Below are 18,219 nucleotides of genomic sequence, written 5' to 3' on the forward strand. Positions count from 1 at the left end.
AAATAGATATACTTATATCACATCATATTAATAAATACTTTTATGGCAACTGTTATTTTAGTTAATTACATTCATTATGATGGTATTGGTGATTTTCAGCATTTGCTCGATATAACAAAAGAAATTTATCCTTTAGCATTGCAATCTGGAATTGAGGTTATTCCTTTAGTTTTATGCCTTTCTAACCTTGAGGAGTCTGTAAAAAAGCGCTTAAATAATTTAAATATGGATTTAAAGACGTTCATATTTACTATGGAAAAAAAACATCCTTCCTTAGAGGAGCTGAATCAGCAATTCTCTGAGTTTGTAGCAAGCGAAGTTGAGTTACAACGTAATTTAAAAAACGCATTAATTATTATTCAGATTTCTACTGCAACTACTAAATATCAGAAGGACACTCTCTTAAGGTATTGCTATCCCGACATTCCTATTGTCAATATTTCAGAACACGCCGGATTGCGTACTACTGCTTCCTTTCATCCGTTTCCAAGAGATTTTGACGAGAGGGATAAAGTTACAAATGAAAAAAATATCAACGATAGATGGATGGGAATTGCGGAATCATTAGGGAAAGGAGCGTTAAGGTATGGTATTAAGCTACACTCTCCCTTAAAAATTTCTAAAGAAGAGGCATTATTAACTTTTACTGATCAATGCTATGTACGAACCTTACTTAAAAAAGAGAGCTCTCAGTTAATCGAAAAAGAAGAGCTGACTGATTTTATTAATAGAACCCAAATAATAACTGCTTATCTACAAGAGGAAAGCAGTATTATAAAATTTATTTTATACTGTCTTGAGCATGAAAAAAATTCAGGTAAAGATATTCTTTTTCACATTAATAGTAATCCTATTTTTGATCCTAAATTATGTTATATGCACGATGTTGGAGAATTAGATAATTACTTCTTCTCCTCAATGAAAAATAGGGAAGATCAATTTGTAGTGCCAAAGCTTGAGTCTGTATTAATTAAGGATGGCTTTCAAAAATATAATTTTGATAATGTAGAAATTAATGTAGAGGTTAATGTTAATGGCGCAATACGTATCATACGTTTTGGCTTTTCTCCAACTGTTAAAAAAACGGTTAGAATTTTAGCCGGATTTTGTTTAGAGGATGGCGATTACAATAAGTTATATCATCTCGCGGATTCTATCGTCGGAGTATGTGGTGATAATACGCTTGAAAAAGCTCTATCACACAATAAGCTTCCTTTTCTACAATCTGATAATAAATATACATTTGAATCTGCTATGCACGCTTTATATCATATCGGTTTAGAAAGTTTGCCTCATGCATCTCTTCAATTAAAACAATATTTCAGTAATTACTTTTTAAATAAAAATATGCGTTTGGATGATGCAAGCCGGCGCGAAGAAATTTTGCAAACGGATTGGAATGAAATGCATACAGCTTGGGCTGTTGTTGGCGATTATTTGCGAAAAAATCATAATTTTTATAATCATTTAAAAAATATTTTCTATGAGGCTCTTTTACATGCATCAGCTCAAAGAGGGGATGTTGAATTATTAACTATTATTTATAAAAATGTCCCAGCAATTAATATTGCTCTGCCCAATAAAATAGGACAGACAGCTCTTGAGCTTGCAACAAGAGGTAATCATACCTCTTATCTCAACGAATTTTCTATGTTGTTTGAACAACTATCAGATAGCATGGAAACTCAATCTAAGGATGAAAAATCAAAATCAAGGCCGCTTAGTGAACAAAAAGACTCGTTCTTTTTTCAAAATCGTTCAGAGTTTCTTCAGGAAACTAACGATAAACAACCACAATCAGTCATGAGCGGAAATAGAGAACTTTGTTGAGTTTGGTCAGCGTCTGAGGTGGTGAGTAATCTTACTTAGGGCATTTGCTTTAAAAACTCTTGTAGATGCTCTTTATCCGCTTCGGTGCTTAAGTAGTTTTTTAGTTGTGCTATGGCAAGATGATATTCTTCCATATTAATGACGCCTCGTATTAACTCAAAGCGTAAATACACGCAATAGGTGTTGAGCACATCAGTTTCACAGTAATCTCTAATACTTTTAAGTTCTCCTGCTTTATATTGCTCCCAAACCTTAGAGCCGCTCATCCCCATTTTTCCTGGAAAGCCAAGCATTGAAGAAATTTCATCAAGTGGCGCAAACGCTCTATTCTGATAGCCCGCAATGATATCCATTAAATCAATATGTCTATAATGAAAACGACTTAAATAGTTATTCCAGCGAAAGCTTTGCTCATTTTCTCCAGCTTCCCAATAAGTAGGGGCAGTAATGCCGTGTAATAACGAACGGTAATGTAAAACCGGTAGGTCAAATCCGGAGCCGTTCCAGCTTACTAATGTGGGAGTATGTTTATCAATTCCAGAAAAAAAACGCTTTATAAGTTCTTGCTCATTAGAATGTTCATCGCCTAATGACCAAACTTTAACGTGTGAGCCTGAGCTCATCACAACAGAGATGGCACATATTTTTTGTAAGTGATGAGGAAGAAAATCGTTACCTACCTTAGCTTTTCTCAAAGCAAACATAGCTAGGGCTGTATCTTCATCTGACAAATTATCTAAATTATATAATTTGCGGCCCGTTGTTATATCGGGAATGGTTTCTATATCAAATACAAGTATGGTCATACAAAATAGGAGGGCTTGTTATTATTCTGTCGAATTCTAGCATGGTGTGGATAGTAGCAACAGCCTATTGTTTCCAGTAATCAGAAGATCGAGGCAAAATTCATAGGGATTGGCTAAAAGCCAATCTTTGCCGTTTGCTCTTTTATTACAAATATTATGAAGTGGTATAAATGACATAGATTGTAGATTATAAATTTGTTACTATGGATTTTTTTAGCCTATTGAGCTATCGATTCACTCTATCAATAATTTATATATTAAAATCATGAACTTTAGACTATATGCTTTATTATTTTTGATTTTTTCTTTAACGGCTTGTGTTAGTAAGCCTCCATCTGATGTTAATAATATATGTACTATATTTAAACAATATCCTAAGTGGCATCGTGATGCTAAAGACGTTGAAAGACGTTGGAGAGTGCCGGTGCCTGTACAAATGGCTATTATTCATCAAGAGTCTAAGTTTGATGCCCGTGCTCGTCCCCCACATAAGAAATTATTGGGAATAATCCCGTGGAAAAGACAGTCAACTGCTTATGGTTATACTCAAGCTTTACGTTCTACCTGGGCTCAATACAAACGTACCCATGGTTGGATCTGGTCGTCTCGCGATGATTTTGGTGATGGTGTTGATTTTATTGGCTGGTATGCTAACGAAGCGAATAAAAAAGCAAGAATTGCAAGAACCGATACCTATTCCCTATATTTAGCCTATCATGAAGGGATAGGTGGGTATCAGCGTAAAACCTATTTAAAGAAGCCGTGGTTAGTTTCTGTGGCTCGTAAGGTTAGCGCTAAATCGCAAATCTATGCCATGCAGTTAAATTCGTGTAAAAAATCTATGAAATCACATTCATGGTTATAGTAAGACGTAGTATACTTGAAAGATTATATTTAGGTTTCTCGAAGAGGAGTTGTTGATGCGATTAATGCTTTTAGGCGGACCAGGCGCTGGAAAAGGAACCCAGGCGTTGCGTTTAATTGAACGTTACAAGATCCCACAAATCTCAACCGGAGATATGTTACGTGCTGCTATTGCTCAAGGCTCACCATTAGGATTGAGTGCAAAAAAAATTATGGAGTCAGGTGGTTTAGTTTCTGATGACATTATTATTGGCTTAGTTAAAGAGCGTTTGCAGAAAGATGATTGTAAGAATGGTTTTCTCTTCGATGGTTTTCCGAGAACGCTGATTCAAGCTGATGCATTGAAACAAGCGGGTGTATTTTTAGATCACGTTATAGAAATAAAAGTAGATGATGAAGAAATTATCCGACGTATTAGTGGGCGTAGAATTCATCAACCGTCAGGGCGAGTTTACCATGTAGTGAATCATCCCCCTAAGACTCCCGGTATTGATGATGTTACTGGTGAACCTTTGATTCAGCGAGAAGATGATAAGGAAGAAACGGTGCGAAAGAGACTTGCTGTATATCATAATCAAACGTCACCATTGATAAACTACTACAAAAATTGGGCTAAAGATCGAACACATGGAGCACCTCAATTCCATAGTATTGCGGGTATGGGTAGTGTGGACGAGGTTTTTGACGATATAGTAACCATACTCGATGAAAGGGAAGAGGAATGCCAAGCCAAACATTGACGCGTGATGCATTTGAATCTTTTATTAATGAAAATGAAATAGTTTTTATTGATTTCTGGGCAGAGTGGTGTGCGCCTTGTAAGCAATTTGCGACAGTTTATGAAAAAGTTGCAGATCAATTCCCCATTATTAGATTTGTCAAAGTCAATATAGAAGAGCAGCAGGCGTTGGCTGATTTTTTTGAAATTCGTTCTATTCCTCATTTAATGGTATTTAAAGAGGGAATAGTTATCTATTCTGAGGCTGGAAGTATGCCTGAATCTACTCTTAAGGAACTTGCTCAGCAAGCCTTAGATGTGGATGTTAGTGACATACGGACTCAGATTGATCAGCAGGACAATGATTAATATTGGTTAGATAGTTCTCTAGTTCTTTTTTGCTAGAACTATCTATAACTAATCCAAGCTTAGTCCTGCGCTCTAGTATGTCCTCAATATGTCTGGCCCATTCCTCTGAGATTAAATAATCTAATTCAACTTGATAGAGGGATGTGCCGTATCTTTTCCCCATGGATTCGATGCTGGTACATTTAGATAGAAAATGTTCTGTGCAACTTCCATAGCTGTATAGATAGCGATTAAGTAGTTCTTTATCAAGCCAATGATATTTTTTTCTCGCATAAATCAGATATTGTTCAAAATTGACTGTGCCGAAAGTAGCTCCAGGAAGAGGAGTGCGCTTTGTTTTACACGATTGCATTTGAGGGAAAATAGAGACCAATTGATTAATAGTTTCTTCAGCTAATTGGCGATAGGTTGTGATTTTTCCTCCAAAAATAGTAACAATGGGCGCGGGCGTGATATTAAATTCATAACTATAATCTCTGCTTAAGGCTTTTAAATCCTTTCCTTCGCTAGATAATAAAGGTCTAACTCCACTCCAGGAAAAAATAAGGTCTTTAGAACTTAGTTGCGATTTAAAATATGTATTTACTAAATTTAATAGATAATCTATTTCTTCTACACTAATTCGCACGGGGCTATTGATGGACTCGTTGAATAATGTATCGGTAGTTCCTATCATACTAAAGCCGTGGTAAGGAATAACAAATATTACGCGTTTATCGTCATGTTGTAAAAAGTAGGCATGTTTCCCTTCATAGAGTTGAGGAACTATAATATGGCTTCCTTTTACTAAGGTTATTTCACGGTTCACCGCTATTTGGGTAAGTTGCGCTATGGGAGCAACCCAGGGCCCCGCTGCATTAATCAAAGATTTAGCCTTGATTTTATAGGGTGTTCCTGACTTCGGTTGTATCGTTAACTGCCAAATTTTGTTACCCGCTTCAATCTGTGTCACTTTAGAATTAGGACGAATGCTCGCTCCGTGATTTTTAGCCTGTAGGGCGTTAGTAATCGTTAAACGAGCGTCATCTGTTGATGCATCATAAAACAAGAATCCTCGTTTTATTTGATCAATTAATGGGGTGAAATAATTATTTTTTTTTGTTCTCTTGATCGATTTACATTTAGGCAAATGATTTTTTCGGCTTAAATGGTCGTAAAAAAATAAGCCCAATCTTAATAACCAGGCCGGGCGCATGTGTTTTTGGTAAGGCAAGATAAATGATTGAGGATGTACTAAATGCGGCGCTAGATTTAATAATACTTGTCTTTCTTCTAACGCTTTTTTTACCAAAGCAAACTCATAGTTTTCTAAGTATCTTAATCCTCCATGAATTAATTTAGTACTACTTGAGGAGGTTTTGGAAGCTAGGTCATCTTGTTCGAAGAGTACTACAGATAGTCCTCGTAAGGCTGCATCAGCGGCACAACCACAACCATTGATGCCGCCGCCAATAATTGCAACATCAAAAACTTGCTCCATATTTTGCTCCTCAAAAAAAGATATAGAATAAATAGAATTCTTTCCAAATACGCTGCAGGGAGGAAAGAGCGAGAGGACACGGAGTGTAGAACCGCAGTGTACAAGCAAGTACATGAGGATTCGAGCACCGTATCGACGAAGCAATTATCCACAGCAGTAGAGTTTGGAAAGAAGTCTAATATAATAATAGAGTATCCACTCTATAGAATCACGCTATTTCCTTGATATCTAATAAGAATTACACTGTATCCAATATTTTTTATGGCGTGTTATATGATGCTGCATTCATGGCGTGTTTTAGAGATATGTTATCCGTGTATTATTAATGCCCTCTAATTCATTTAAGATGGATATAAAAATTAAATAGGTTAAAAGGATTATTATCGATGAATTATTTATTGGCTATAGATCAAGGGACAAGCAGTACTCGAGCTATGATATATACTCTTCAAGGAGAGTTGATTACAAGTAGTCAATATCCCATCACCCAATACTATCCTCACGCAGGATGGGTTGAACATGATCCTGAGGAGTTATGGCAAAAAACATTAACTGCCATTCGCGATGTGGTCTTACAAGTTGATGGAAGCCAGATTCTATCGTGTGGTATTACCAATCAAAGAGAAACTACAATTATTTGGGATAAAAAAACAGGGGATTGTCTTTCGCCCGCTATAGTGTGGCAAGATAGACGTACAGAGAGTTATTGTCTTTCTCTGATGGAGTATTCCTCTTTAATTCAAGAAAAAACGGGATTGCTTCTTGACCCTTATTTCTCAGCAAGTAAATTAAACTGGCTATTGAAAAATCAACCTGAGGCAAGAGAACTAGCATCAAAGGGAGACCTTGCTTTTGGTACAGTTGATAGTTTCTTAATTTGGCGATTAACAAAAGGTTGTAAACACGCCACGGATATTACTAATGCTTCTAGGACTATGTTATTTAACATTAAAAACGAGCAATGGGATAAAGATTTATTGCGGCTATTTAATGTTCCTGAATCGGCATTACCCCAGGTTTATTCTTGTGACGCACATTTTGGCCTTATAGATAAAGAGTGGTTAGGTTTTGAGCTTCCTATAACAGGGGTTGCAGGAGATCAACAGGCAGCACTGATTGGTCAGGGTTGTTTTGACAATGGTATGGTAAAAGCAACTTTTGGGACAGGGGGATTTTTATTACTTAATACAGGTTCAAATCCAGTGAATTCTCAGCATAAACTTCTGACTACGGTTGCTTATAAGATAAAAGAAACGCTCGCTTATGGTTTAGAAGGAAGTATCTATCATGCTGGTACAACAGTTAAATGGCTTCGTGATGAGATGAAGTTAATTTCATGCTCTGCTGAAACTGAGACCTTGGCGCAAAGTTTAGAGTGCAATGAGGGAGTTTATTTTGTTTCCTCTTTCACTGGACTTGGAGCTCCGCATTGGTTATCTGTATCGGGAGCCTCCCTTTTTGGATTATCTAGAGCAACAAGTAGAGCTCATTTTGCAAGGGCAGCTCTAGAAGGAGTTTGTTATCAAACTCGAGATATCCTTACTTGTATGAGAGAGGACAGTCATGTGGATTTGGCTTTATTAAGAGTTGACGGAGGAATGGCTGTGAATCAATGGTTTCTTCAGTTTTTATCTGATCAATGTCAGCTTCCTATTGAAAAACCCACAGATATTGAAACAACTGCTAAAGGAGCTGCAATTTTAGCAGCAATTGGTTACGGAGTTTATGATTCGTTAGACGAGTTAAAAAATATATGCAATACCGAGCGCGCGTTTCACCCAACTAAATCAATCGAGATTGTTGAACAAGAATATAAAGGATGGAAAGATGCATTACATCATTTAATGTCTTAAGATGTTTATGTAAAGCTCTGTCATCTAGAGCATCGAGACCTGAGGTATCCCCACAAAATTATAACTTCTCTCGAATTACCGTGGCTTGACCACGGTATCCACACGTTGCATTATTAAACCATCTGTATTTCTTCAATGAAGTGGTTAAAAATGAAATTTAATCGAGTCTATTTCTAACCATTACCCCTCTTGTAGATACCGTGGTCAAGCCACGGTAATTTGATCTTTAATCAATATTTGGAGGGATACCTCAGCTCGCGAAGGCGCTCTCGCAAAGCGCACTGTGCTATAATGATTTTTCAATTCCAATTTTATTGAAGATTAAAAAAATCCAAGTCAAGACTGTTTTTTTATTATTTTTTTGTTATGATGACAGACCGCAATGGTATTATTCCTTTTTTCCTCTCTGTGGATATCCTTCTTTTTATAATACAAGCATCATTCCATCTTTATAGGTTATTTTTGTGAAACATCTTGCCTTATATGGCTTTGTAGCGCTTTATCGGATGTTATACAAAGCATAACTTATCCCCACTTTCTGTGGATAACTCTGTGAATACACCTTGGGTAAGCTCTAAAATCCTAGACCTAGCTTGATAATCTTTCTATTAACCAAGTGCGATAAAAAAGAGCTAAATTGTTTATTAAGTATGATGAAATCATTTTATAAGGGAGAAGAAGAGACTCATCTTTCCAGATGAGTCCATAGTCCATTGCCTTGAGTAATCATCCACATCCTTGTGGCGGGCATCGTCCTTGATACCGAGACTAAAGTCCTTTTAAGACATCCATTGTCCTTACTCTGAAATTAGTATAGCAAAGGATAAAAAATACAATAAGGGACTTTGCTCTAAATAGGTGCAAGAAATTTCTTATAATGATAGAAGATATAATAGGGCGCTGATGTAGGAACAAAATTATAGTGAGTATTGCATTCTAATTAAAATTTCTCACGCGGGCGAGGGGACTTCTCGTGCTCTCTGATATAGTATTCTACCTTTTATTCCCTCTCCCCCTCCATTGAGGGGGAGAGGGAAATTTATCTCATTTTGATGGCTATGAGCCATTTTGACCCAACCTACATTACATAAGGATTATTTTACGTCCCTTTCAGTTTCACCAGTATAAAGCTGACGTGGTCTGCCTATTCTTGATTTACTAGCGACCATTTCCATCCAGTGACTCATCCAGCCCACGGTACGAGCCAAGGCGAATACAACCGTGAACATGTTCGTTGGGATACCTATAGCACTTAAAGTAAGACCAGAATAAAAATCGACGTTAGGATAGAGTTTTTTCTCAATAAAATAATCATCTTCAAGAGCGATACGTTCTAATTCCATGGCCAACTTAAATAGGGGTTCATCTTTTGCACCGACTGCTTCCAAAACATCATAGCAAGTTTGACGCATGACTTTTGCTCTTGGGTCATAACTCTTGTAGACACGATGTCCAAAGCCCATTAGACGGAAAGGATCATTTTTATCCTTAGCTCTCTCTATATAATGTCCTATACGACTGACATCGCCAATTTCTTTTAGCATATTAAGACATGCTTCATTCGCACCACCATGAGCAGGCCCCCATAAAGCTCCAATTCCAGCTGAAATACAAGCAAATGGATTGGCGCCAGTTGAACCCGCGAGACGAACAGTAGATGTAGATGCATTTTGTTCGTGATCTGCATGCAGAATAAAGATGGTGTCCATGGCTCTGACCAATACTGGATCTGGAGTAGTATCCTCTGAGGGAACTCCGAACATCATATGTAAAAAGTTTTCCGCATAAGTCATTTTATTTTGTGGATACATATAAGGTAAGCCAGTGGAGTATTTATAACTCATTGCGGCTAAAGTAGGCATTTTGGCAACTAAGCGAATTGCAGAAATAAAACGATCTTGTGCGTTATTTAAATCCATGGTGTCATGATAGAATGCTGATAAAGCACCAACAATACCTACCATAATGGCCATTGGATGCGCATCACGACGGAATCCATTAAGGAACTGATACATTTGTTGATGTACCATGGTATGGTTGTTAATTAAATTAACAAACTCTTTCTTTTCTTCCTCATCAGGCAATTCACCATTAAGCAGGAGGTAACTGACATCAAGAAAGTCTTTTTTCTCTGCGAGTTGCTCTATAGGATAGCCTCTATATAACAAAACGCCTTTATCTCCATCAATATAGGTGATTTTAGACTCACAGGAGGCTGTTGATAAAAAACCTTGATCAAAGGTAAAGACACCGCTTGCTCCAAGTTGGGTAATATCAATTACATCATTACCTAAAGTAGGAGTATAGATTGGTAGTTCAAGTGGTTCTTGCCCTTCAATGCTTAGCTTAGCTGTCTTTTTTGTCATTGCGTCTCCTGATTATTTTTATACTATAAGCATTCATAGTAATCTTACTGTGCGGAACTATATAAAAATGGCTACCCGCAGTCAATTTAAACATTAATTTACTCTTTAATTGTTAGTATTAATGTTTGGAATAAAATCTAGAAAAACGGCTGGAACTCAACTATTTCTCTAGATTTATAGATTGAGAAAATCAATGTTTCCGATACTAACTATATTATGGTAGAGAATTTTATGGATGAACAGGAAAATATATTATTTTAGTAGAATTATCCTCAATTAAAGATGAGTTTTATAGGGAATTTTTGCTGATTAAATAGATTCCTGGTGTTGATGATTCAATTACACCTGTCTGTATGGTATCCTCTTACGCTGAATTTATCTTAATCATCGAATAAGGATACGTCCAAATCATGGTTTATTTAGCCAAAGAAGTCTTACCAGTTAACATAGAAGACGAACTAAAGCAATCCTACCTGGATTATGCAATGAGTGTCATTGTTGGTAGGGCGTTGCCGGATGTTCGTGATGGATTAAAGCCCGTTCATAGGCGAGTTCTTTTTGCCATGAGTGAGCTGAACAATGACTGGAATAAACCATATAAAAAATCTGCCCGTGTGGTGGGGGATGTCATCGGTAAATACCACCCACATGGTGATACGGCTGTGTACGATACAATAGTTCGTATGGCTCAACCTTTTTCCATGCGTTATCTCTTAGTTGATGGCCAAGGAAACTTTGGTTCTGTTGATGGTGATGCGCCTGCTGCTATGCGATATACCGAAGTACGAATGTCTAAATTAGCCCATGCATTATTGGCTGATTTAGATAAAGAAACCGTTGATTTTAGCCCTAACTACGATGAGACAGAGTTTGCTCCTGTCGTTTTACCTTCTAGAGTACCTAATTTATTAGTCAATGGATCATCAGGAATTGCGGTTGGAATGGCAACGAATATTCCTCCACACAATCTAACGGAAGTTATTAAGGCCTGTATTTCTTTGATCGACGATCCTGAGCTGAGCCTTGATGACATAATGGAAATTATTCCAGGACCAGATTTTCCTACAGCGGCTATTATTAATGGTCGAGCAGGAATTATTCAAGGATATCGTACTGGGAAGGGGCGAGTTGTCATCCGTGCTAAAACGGAGATAGAAACGGACGAGTCGTCTGGGCGTCAAGCCATCATTATTCATGAGCTACCTTACCAGGTAAATAAAGCACGCCTAGTTGAACGTATTGCGGAATTAGTTAGAGACAAGAAAATTGAAGGAATATCGGGTTTAAGAGACGAATCTGATAAGCAGGGTATGCGCGTTGTTATTGAATTAAAGCGTAATGAAGTTGCCGATGTAGTTTTAAATAATCTATACGCACACACTCAAATGCAAAATGTGTTTGGGATTAATATGGTCGCTTTAGTCGATGGGCAACCACGTACCCTCAATTTAAAACAAATTTTAGAATACTTTATTAAGCATAGACGTGAAGTCGTCACTAGAAGAACGATATTTGAATTGAAAAAGGCAAGAAGCCGGGCTCATTTATTAGAGGGGCTTGGGATTGCTTTAGCTAATATTGATGAGATGATTGCTCTGATTAAACAATCGCCTACACCGCAAGAAGCAAAAGAAGCATTGCTTGCTAAAGCGTGGGAGCCAGGCTTAGTTAGAGCAATGTTGGAAAAAGCTGGAAGCAATGCTTCTAGACCGGATGATTTAGGTACCGAATTTGGCTTGAATGTTGATGGATATAGGTTATCTGCTGAACAAGCCCAGGCAATTCTTGAGTTGAGATTGCATCGGTTAACTGCCTTAGAGCAAGATAAAATTCTAAATGAATTCGAAGAGTTATTACTTCTAATAAAAGAATTGCTGGATATACTTGCCTCTCCCGAACGATTAATGCAAGTGATTCGTGATGAGTTAGTCGAAATACAGACTCAGTTTGGTGATGAGCGGCGTACTGAAATTACTGCGTCCCAAGAAGATTTAACTATTGAAGATTTAATTACTGAAGAAGATGTAGTGGTAACCTTATCACATCAAGGTTATGTCAAGTACCAGCCTATTTCAGCCTATCAGGCGCAGCGTCGCGGTGGCAAAGGTAAATCAGCAACCAACGTAAAAGATGAAGATTTTGTTGAGCGATTAGTGATTGCAAGTACTCATGATACGTTGCTTTGTTTCTCTAACCACGGCAAGCTGTATTGGTTAAAAGCATATCAATTGCCTTTGGCCAGTCGTATTTCGCGCGGCAAACCTATTATTAATATTCTCCCATTGACTGAGCACGAAGAAATTACAGCCATGCTTCCTGTACGTGAATATAAAGAAGAAAATTACGTATTTATGGCAACGAAGAAAGGTACTGTTAAAAAAGTATCCCTTGAAGCCTTTAGCAGACCTCGATCTAACGGAATTATCGCTGTAGATTTGGATGAAGATGATAGCTTAGTGGGTGTTGATATTACTGATGGTACTAGAGATATCATGTTATTTACCGATGCAGGAAAAGTAATTCGCTTTGATGAGAATAAAGTAAGACCAATGGGACGTACTGCTCGAGGTGTTCGCGGGATTAGAATCGAAGAAGATCAAGCAGTGATATCTCTTGTTGTGGTTCATCCTGAAGGTACTATTCTCACAGCGACAGAAAACGGTTATGGAAAACGTACTCATATTGATGAGTATCGTGTTTCAGGACGAGGCGGCCAGGGCGTGATCTCTATTCAAGTTACTGAACGTAATGGAAAAGTAGTTCGCTCAGTACAAGTTACAGATAGTGATGAAGCAATGCTTATTACTGATAAAGGAACTTTAGTTCGCTTTAAAGTAAATGAATTATCTGTCATTGGAAGAAATACCCAAGGAGTGCGTCTGATTAATGTCAGTTCTGGTGAGCACGTTGTCGGTATGCAAAAAATTGAAGATTTAGTTGATGAATCCGATGATTTTGATGATGTGGACTCAACTGAAATTGAAGAAAATAACGATGAAAACCAAGATTTATAATTTTGGTGCTGGTCCAGCAATGTTACCTGAGCCTATTCTTCAAAAGGCTCAGGAAGAGTTTTTGAACTGGAAAGACCATGGTATTTCCATACTTGAACTAGGGCATAGAACGCCGCAATTTACCCAACTTTTAGAGCATGCAGAACAATCTCTAAGAGAGTTATTGAATATACCAGAGAATTACCAGGTGTTGTTTTTAGGCGGCGCCGCTCGAATGCAGTTTGCTATGATTCCCATGAATTTCTTGAGTCCACAAGAGCAGGCTGGCTACATTGTTACCGGCATATGGTCTCAAATGGCCCTTCAGGAAGCGCAACATCTTAAAAATGCATACTGTATTGTGAGTAGTGAGGGAAATGGGTTTAAATCCATACCTACAGCAGATAGTTTACACATAAAAAAAGAGACTGCGTATATATATTATACCCCTAACGAAACAGTAAATGGGGTTCGATTTCCCTACGTTCCTCAAATCGCCAGTATTCCTTTGATCGCTGATATGACTTCCTGCTTACTGAGTGAGCCTATAGACATTAAGCAATATGGATTAATATTTGCTGGAGCTCAAAAAAATATTGCTAATGCGGGTTTAACTATTGTCATTGTTCGTGATGATTTATTAGAAAAATTACCCACTCCAGTTGTTCCGACCATGATGAACTATAAAATTCAAGCAGAAAACCATTCTCTTTATGCCACATCCCCGGTATTTAATTGTTATTTAGCAGAGAAAATGTTTAATTGGATTAAAGAGCGCGGTGGTGTTAGTGCATTATTTGAACAGAATTGTTTAAAAGCAGCAAAATTATATCAATATCTTGATTCAACGGATTTTTATGTAACTACTGTGGAAAAAGAGGCGCGCTCTATAGTTAATATCTGTTTTTCACTAAAAAAACAAGAATTGGAGCAGAAATTCATTACCCAGGCAGAGCAACAAGGACTTTATGCATTAAAAGGACATCGTTATGTAGGGGGACTTAGAGCCAGTCTGTACAATGCGATGCCGATGGCTGGCGTCGATTCCTTAATTCATTTTATGTTTCAATTTGAGAAGGAAAATAGTTAGTGAGCATACTTAACTTCGTGAGTAGTCCCGTTCATTCTATAGCCGGTGAGATTACTGTCCCTGGTGATAAATCTATTTCTCATCGCTCCATCATCTTTGGTTCTTTAGCAAAAGGTACTACAGTCATCAATGGTTTTCTTGATGGAGACGATTGTATGGCCACTCTTGCTGCTTTTCAATCAATGGGGGTCGTCATTGAGGGGCCTACAAATCAGCAAGTAATAATACATGGAGTAGGTAAATACGGCTTAAAAAAGCCAAACCACGTTATTGACTGTGGAAACTCAGGAACAAGTATGCGTTTGCTTGCGGGACTGCTTGCTGCACAGCCTTTTGATAGTCAGTTGACTGGCGATGAAAGTTTGCTGAAAAGACCTATGTTGAGAATAAGTAAACCATTAATTCAAATGGGGGCAGAGATTATAACCAATGAAGGGAAGCCTCCGATTATTATAAAAGGTGGGAAGGAGCTAAAAGCAATCAGTTACCTAATGCCAGAAGCAAGTGCCCAGGTAAAATCATGTATTTTATTAGCTGGCCTTTATGCAAAAGGGACTACCAAAATAACAGAAACAGGTGTGAGTCGTGATCATACGGAATTGATGTTAAAAACATTTTCTTATCCCATACACCAGACTGAGCAATCAATAGAAATTAATGCAGATAGCGAATGCTTCGGAACTACAATTAATGTTCCCGGTGATTTATCTTCAGCCGCTTTTTTTATTGTCGCGGCAACTATTATTCCTGGCGCTAATGTTGTAATACGTAACGTGGGTATTAACTCAACACGTACAGGCATTATTCATATATTAAGGGAAATGGGTGCTAATATAGAAATGATCAATGAACGTCAGTGGGGGGAAGAATCCGTCGCTGATTTACACGTTACTTATTCTCCGCTAAAAGGAATTGATATATCTCCTGCTATGGTGCCTTTAGCAATTGATGAGTTTCCGATTATTTTTATCGCTGCAGCATGTGCTCATGGTCAAACAACGCTCAAAGGAGCGAAAGAGTTGAGACTAAAGGAGAGCGATCGTATAGGGGCTATGGTTGACGGACTTGTTGCGCTTGGGATAGAGGCTGAAGGATTTGATGATGGAGTGGTTATTAAAGGAGGAACCATGCAGGGAGGGGTGGTTGATAGCAGGGGGGATCATCGTATTGCCATGTCTTTTGCTATTGCTGGCGCTGTATCCAAGACACCAATAACCATCAAGAACTGCGCTAATGTAGCGACATCTTTTCCTACCTTTGTATCTACAGCAACTAAACTTCATTTTCGACTAGAGGAAATAATTGATAATGCATGACAGAAATGTACCCGTTATTACTTTGGATGGACCAAGTGGGACAGGCAAGGGGACTATCTGTCTCCTGCTCGCGAAACATCTTCATTGGAATATGCTTGATAGTGGTGCTATTTACCGTGTTTTAGCTTATGCGGCAAGAAAAAATAATATAGAAACTCACGAAACTGATAAATTAACCCATTTAGCGCGTACTTTAGATCTTCGTTTTGAGTCTGTGGGAAATAATGAGTCCAGTGTAATATTGGATAATGTATCTATAAATGAGCAAATTCGCACAGAACAATGTGGACAAGATGCATCACAAATTGCTGTAATTCCTGAAGTAAGGGCTGCTTTATTAGAGCGGCAGCGTGCATTTGCAAAACTCCCTGGACTAGTCACTGATGGGCGTGATATGGGTACTGTAGTATTTCCCAATGCCATTTTGAAGGTTTTCCTTTATGCAAGTGAAGAGGAAAGAGCAAATAGACGTTTTTTACAGTTGAAAGAAAAACAAATTAATGTTAGCCTCGCGCAAGTTGTAGAAGAACTGGCTAAACGTGACGCAAGGGATATAGCACGCACACATGCGCCATTAAAACCTGCTGAAGATGCAGTACAGATTGATACAACTGGGCTATCAATTGTACAAGTGCTTAATATTGTATTAAAATTAACGGATGAGCGCTTGAAAAGTTCATAGCTATTACGGGGGAAAGATGGGTGGAACTCATTCTTTCATTTTTTTACTAAAGAGTTTACTAACATGTCTGAAAGTTTCAAAGAACTGTTTGAGCAAAGTATTAGCGGTGCTCAATTTTATCCTGGTGCCATTATTTCTGCTAAAGTCATTGATATAGATGATGACTATGTCACTTTAAATGCCGGTCTAAAATCAGAAGGTATTGTTGCAGTAGAAGAATTCTATGACAAAGATGGCGCATTGGAAGTTAGCATTGGTGATACTGTCGAAGTGGCATTAGATTCAGTTGAAGATGGCCACGGCGAAACGCTGCTTTCAAGAGAAAAAGCAAAGCGTCAGGAAGCATGGCGCAAATTATCCAAGTGTCATGAAAACAATGAAACAGTTACTGGTCTTATTTCTGGTAAAGTCAAAGGCGGCTTTACAGTGGAAATTGGTACTATACGCGCGTTTTTACCTGGCTCATTAGTTGACGTAAGACCTGTAAGAGATCCTTCTTACCTTGAAGGTAAAGAATTAGAATTTAAAGTAATCAAAATGGATCTGAAAAGAAACAACATCGTTGTTTCTCGTCGTGCAGTTGTGGAAGAAGAAAGCAGTGCTGATAGACAAGCATTACTTGAGTCCTTGCATGATGGTCAAGAGCTACATGGTATTGTTAAAAACCTTACCGATTACGGTGCATTTATCGATTTAGGTGGCATCGACGGCTTGTTGCATATTACTGATATTTCTTGGAAACGTGTTAAACATCCAAGCGAACTATTATCAGTTGGCCAAGACGTTAAAGTAAAAGTATTAAGTTTTGATAGCGAAAGAAACCGTGTTTCTCTCGGTATGAAGCAATTAGGAAATGATCCTTGGATTGATTTAGTTGAAAGATATCCTTTGAACAAAAAATTACAAGGTAAAGTAACTAATATCACTGATTACGGCTGCTTCGTAGAAATTGAAGAAGGCGTAGAAGGTTTAGTACACATGTCCGAGATGGATTGGACTAACAAAAACGTTCATCCAAGCAAAGTCGTATCTATGGGTGATGTTGTTGACGTTATGGTTCTCGAAATTGATGAAGAAAGACGTCGCATCTCTTTGGGTATGAAGCAATGCGTAGGCAATCCATGGCAACAATTTGCTGCAAGCCATGCTAAAGGCCAAAAAGTTAGTGGTAAGATTCGTTCTATTACTGATTTTGGAATATTCATCGGTCTTGATGGTGAAATAGACGGACTGGTTCACTTGTCTGATATTTCCTGGACTGTTGCTGGTGAAGAAGCTGTAAAACAATTCAAGAAAGGCCAAGAATTAGAAGCCGTTATTCTAGCTATAGATCCTGAGCGTGAGCGTATTTCCTTAGGGTTAAAACAGCTTGAAGGAGATAATTTTACAGGCTTTGTTGAGCAGTTCACTAAAGGTGCGATAGTTAAAGGTAAAGTAATCGCCGTTGATGCTAAGTCCGTTACAGTGGCATTATCAGATGAAGTTACTGGTACTATTCGTGCTAGTGAATTATCTGATGAACGAGTTGATGATGCTACCACTCTTGTTAAAGAGGGTGATGAGATTGAAGCTAAAATCATGAATGTTGATCGTAAGAGCCGATCAATAGCTCTTTCAGTTAAAGCGAAAGATGCTCAAGATGAAGCTGAAGCGATCAAAAAATACTCTAGAACTGAAGGCTCATCAACAACTACTCTTGGTGATTTGCTAAAAGAAAAAATGGCAAGTAAAGAAGGCGAATAGTCTTTTTATAGCAAATAATTAAAAAAGCGTAGAGTGATCTACGCTTTTTTTGTTTAGTTAATAAAAGATCATGATATGATGCTTCATTAGCTTAAAGATAATAAGGAAT

At 37.9% G+C, this 18,219-nt stretch carries 13 protein-coding genes; 10 read left to right on the forward strand and 3 right to left on the reverse strand.

Annotated features, from left to right (window positions below):
- The first annotated feature begins 42 nt into the window (after positions 1–42).
- A complete protein-coding gene (locus LFA_RS06065; RefSeq protein WP_045095389.1) occupies positions 43–1,830 on the forward strand; it encodes a hypothetical protein in 1,788 nt (595 codons plus the stop codon).
- Between the two features lie 35 nt (positions 1,831–1,865).
- Here the strand turns inward: LFA_RS06065 and LFA_RS06070 are convergent, their stop codons facing one another.
- The gene (locus LFA_RS06070; protein ID WP_045095390.1) at positions 1,866–2,636 is read right to left on the reverse strand and encodes a 3'-5' exonuclease; all 771 of its coding nucleotides are present in this window, start codon (positions 2,634–2,636) and stop codon (positions 1,866–1,868) included.
- 265 nt (positions 2,637–2,901) lie between these two features.
- On the opposite strand from LFA_RS06070, the gene LFA_RS06075 reads away from it, so the two are divergent.
- From LFA_RS06075 to LFA_RS06085, 3 genes are read left to right on the forward strand one after another with little or no spacing between them, the layout of a single operon-like run.
- The gene (locus LFA_RS06075) at positions 2,902–3,501 is read left to right on the forward strand and encodes a transglycosylase SLT domain-containing protein (protein WP_045095391.1); all 600 of its coding nucleotides are present in this window, start codon (positions 2,902–2,904) and stop codon (positions 3,499–3,501) included.
- 55 nt (positions 3,502–3,556) lie between these two features.
- Positions 3,557–4,240 (forward strand): adenylate kinase, encoded by a 684-nt coding sequence (gene adk, locus LFA_RS06080; RefSeq protein WP_045095392.1) that lies wholly within the window; start codon positions 3,557–3,559, stop codon positions 4,238–4,240.
- Positions 4,222–4,587, forward strand: coding sequence for a thioredoxin family protein (locus LFA_RS06085; protein ID WP_045095393.1), 366 nt, complete (start codon positions 4,222–4,224; stop codon positions 4,585–4,587). The genes adk and LFA_RS06085 overlap by 19 nt, the downstream gene beginning before the upstream one ends.
- On the opposite strand, the gene glpD is transcribed toward LFA_RS06085, so the two are convergent.
- Positions 4,544–6,067, reverse strand: coding sequence for a glycerol-3-phosphate dehydrogenase (gene glpD / locus LFA_RS06090; protein ID WP_045095394.1), 1,524 nt, complete (start codon positions 6,065–6,067; stop codon positions 4,544–4,546). The two genes, LFA_RS06085 and glpD, sit on opposite strands and share 44 nt — an antisense overlap.
- 386 nt (positions 6,068–6,453) lie before the next feature.
- Here glpD and glpK point away from each other — a divergent pair, with 386 nt between their 5' ends.
- Positions 6,454–7,920: a glycerol kinase GlpK gene (gene glpK / locus LFA_RS06095; protein ID WP_045095395.1), complete on the forward strand. Its 1,467-nt coding sequence runs from the start codon at positions 6,454–6,456 to the stop codon at positions 7,918–7,920.
- Between the two features lie 1,094 nt (positions 7,921–9,014).
- Here the strand turns inward: glpK and gltA are convergent.
- A complete protein-coding gene (gene gltA, locus LFA_RS06100) occupies positions 9,015–10,286 on the reverse strand; it encodes a citrate synthase (RefSeq protein ID WP_045095396.1) in 1,272 nt (423 codons plus the stop codon).
- 410 nt (positions 10,287–10,696) lie between these two features.
- Here gltA and gyrA point away from each other — a divergent pair, with 410 nt between their 5' ends.
- From gyrA to rpsA, 5 genes are all read left to right on the forward strand, one after another.
- A complete protein-coding gene (gene gyrA / locus LFA_RS06105; protein WP_045095397.1) occupies positions 10,697–13,300 on the forward strand; it encodes a DNA gyrase subunit A in 2,604 nt (867 codons plus the stop codon).
- The gene (gene serC / locus LFA_RS06110; RefSeq protein ID WP_045095398.1) at positions 13,281–14,369 is read left to right on the forward strand and encodes a 3-phosphoserine/phosphohydroxythreonine transaminase; all 1,089 of its coding nucleotides are present in this window, start codon (positions 13,281–13,283) and stop codon (positions 14,367–14,369) included. The genes gyrA and serC overlap by 20 nt, the downstream gene beginning before the upstream one ends.
- A gap of 5 nt (positions 14,370–14,374) precedes the next feature.
- Entirely contained in the window at positions 14,375–15,685 is a 1,311-nt protein-coding gene (gene aroA, locus LFA_RS06115) for a 3-phosphoshikimate 1-carboxyvinyltransferase (RefSeq protein WP_157010418.1), read from the forward strand.
- Positions 15,678–16,367, forward strand: coding sequence for a (d)CMP kinase (cmk, locus tag LFA_RS06120; RefSeq protein WP_045095400.1), 690 nt, complete (start codon positions 15,678–15,680; stop codon positions 16,365–16,367). The genes aroA and cmk overlap by 8 nt, the downstream gene beginning before the upstream one ends.
- Before the next feature lie 63 nt (positions 16,368–16,430).
- Positions 16,431–18,110: a 30S ribosomal protein S1 gene (gene rpsA / locus LFA_RS06125; RefSeq protein WP_045095401.1), complete on the forward strand. Its 1,680-nt coding sequence runs from the start codon at positions 16,431–16,433 to the stop codon at positions 18,108–18,110.
- Positions 18,111–18,219: the final 109 nt, after the last annotated feature.

Source organism: Legionella fallonii LLAP-10, assembly GCF_000953135.1.
GTDB classification, from domain to species: Bacteria; Pseudomonadota; Gammaproteobacteria; order Legionellales; family Legionellaceae; genus Legionella; species Legionella fallonii.

Coding starts and splice junctions, on each gene's coding strand:
- glpK (WP_045095395.1), top strand. CDS start 6,454: ATGAATTATTTATTGGCTATAGATCAAGGGACAAGCAGTACTCGAGCT.
- glpD (WP_045095394.1), bottom strand. CDS start 6,067: ATGGAGCAAGTTTTTGATGTTGCAATTATTGGCGGCGGCATCAATGGT.
- serC (WP_045095398.1), top strand. CDS start 13,281: ATGAAAACCAAGATTTATAATTTTGGTGCTGGTCCAGCAATGTTACCT.
- LFA_RS06065 (WP_045095389.1), top strand. CDS start 43: ATGGCAACTGTTATTTTAGTTAATTACATTCATTATGATGGTATTGGT.
- rpsA (WP_045095401.1), top strand. CDS start 16,431: ATGTCTGAAAGTTTCAAAGAACTGTTTGAGCAAAGTATTAGCGGTGCT.
- cmk (WP_045095400.1), top strand. CDS start 15,678: ATGCATGACAGAAATGTACCCGTTATTACTTTGGATGGACCAAGTGGG.
- gyrA (WP_045095397.1), top strand. CDS start 10,697: ATGGTTTATTTAGCCAAAGAAGTCTTACCAGTTAACATAGAAGACGAA.
- gltA (WP_045095396.1), bottom strand. CDS start 10,286: ATGACAAAAAAGACAGCTAAGCTAAGCATTGAAGGGCAAGAACCACTT.
- LFA_RS06075 (WP_045095391.1), top strand. CDS start 2,902: ATGAACTTTAGACTATATGCTTTATTATTTTTGATTTTTTCTTTAACG.
- adk (WP_045095392.1), top strand. CDS start 3,557: ATGCGATTAATGCTTTTAGGCGGACCAGGCGCTGGAAAAGGAACCCAG.
- LFA_RS06085 (WP_045095393.1), top strand. CDS start 4,222: ATGCCAAGCCAAACATTGACGCGTGATGCATTTGAATCTTTTATTAAT.
- LFA_RS06070 (WP_045095390.1), bottom strand. CDS start 2,636: ATGACCATACTTGTATTTGATATAGAAACCATTCCCGATATAACAACG.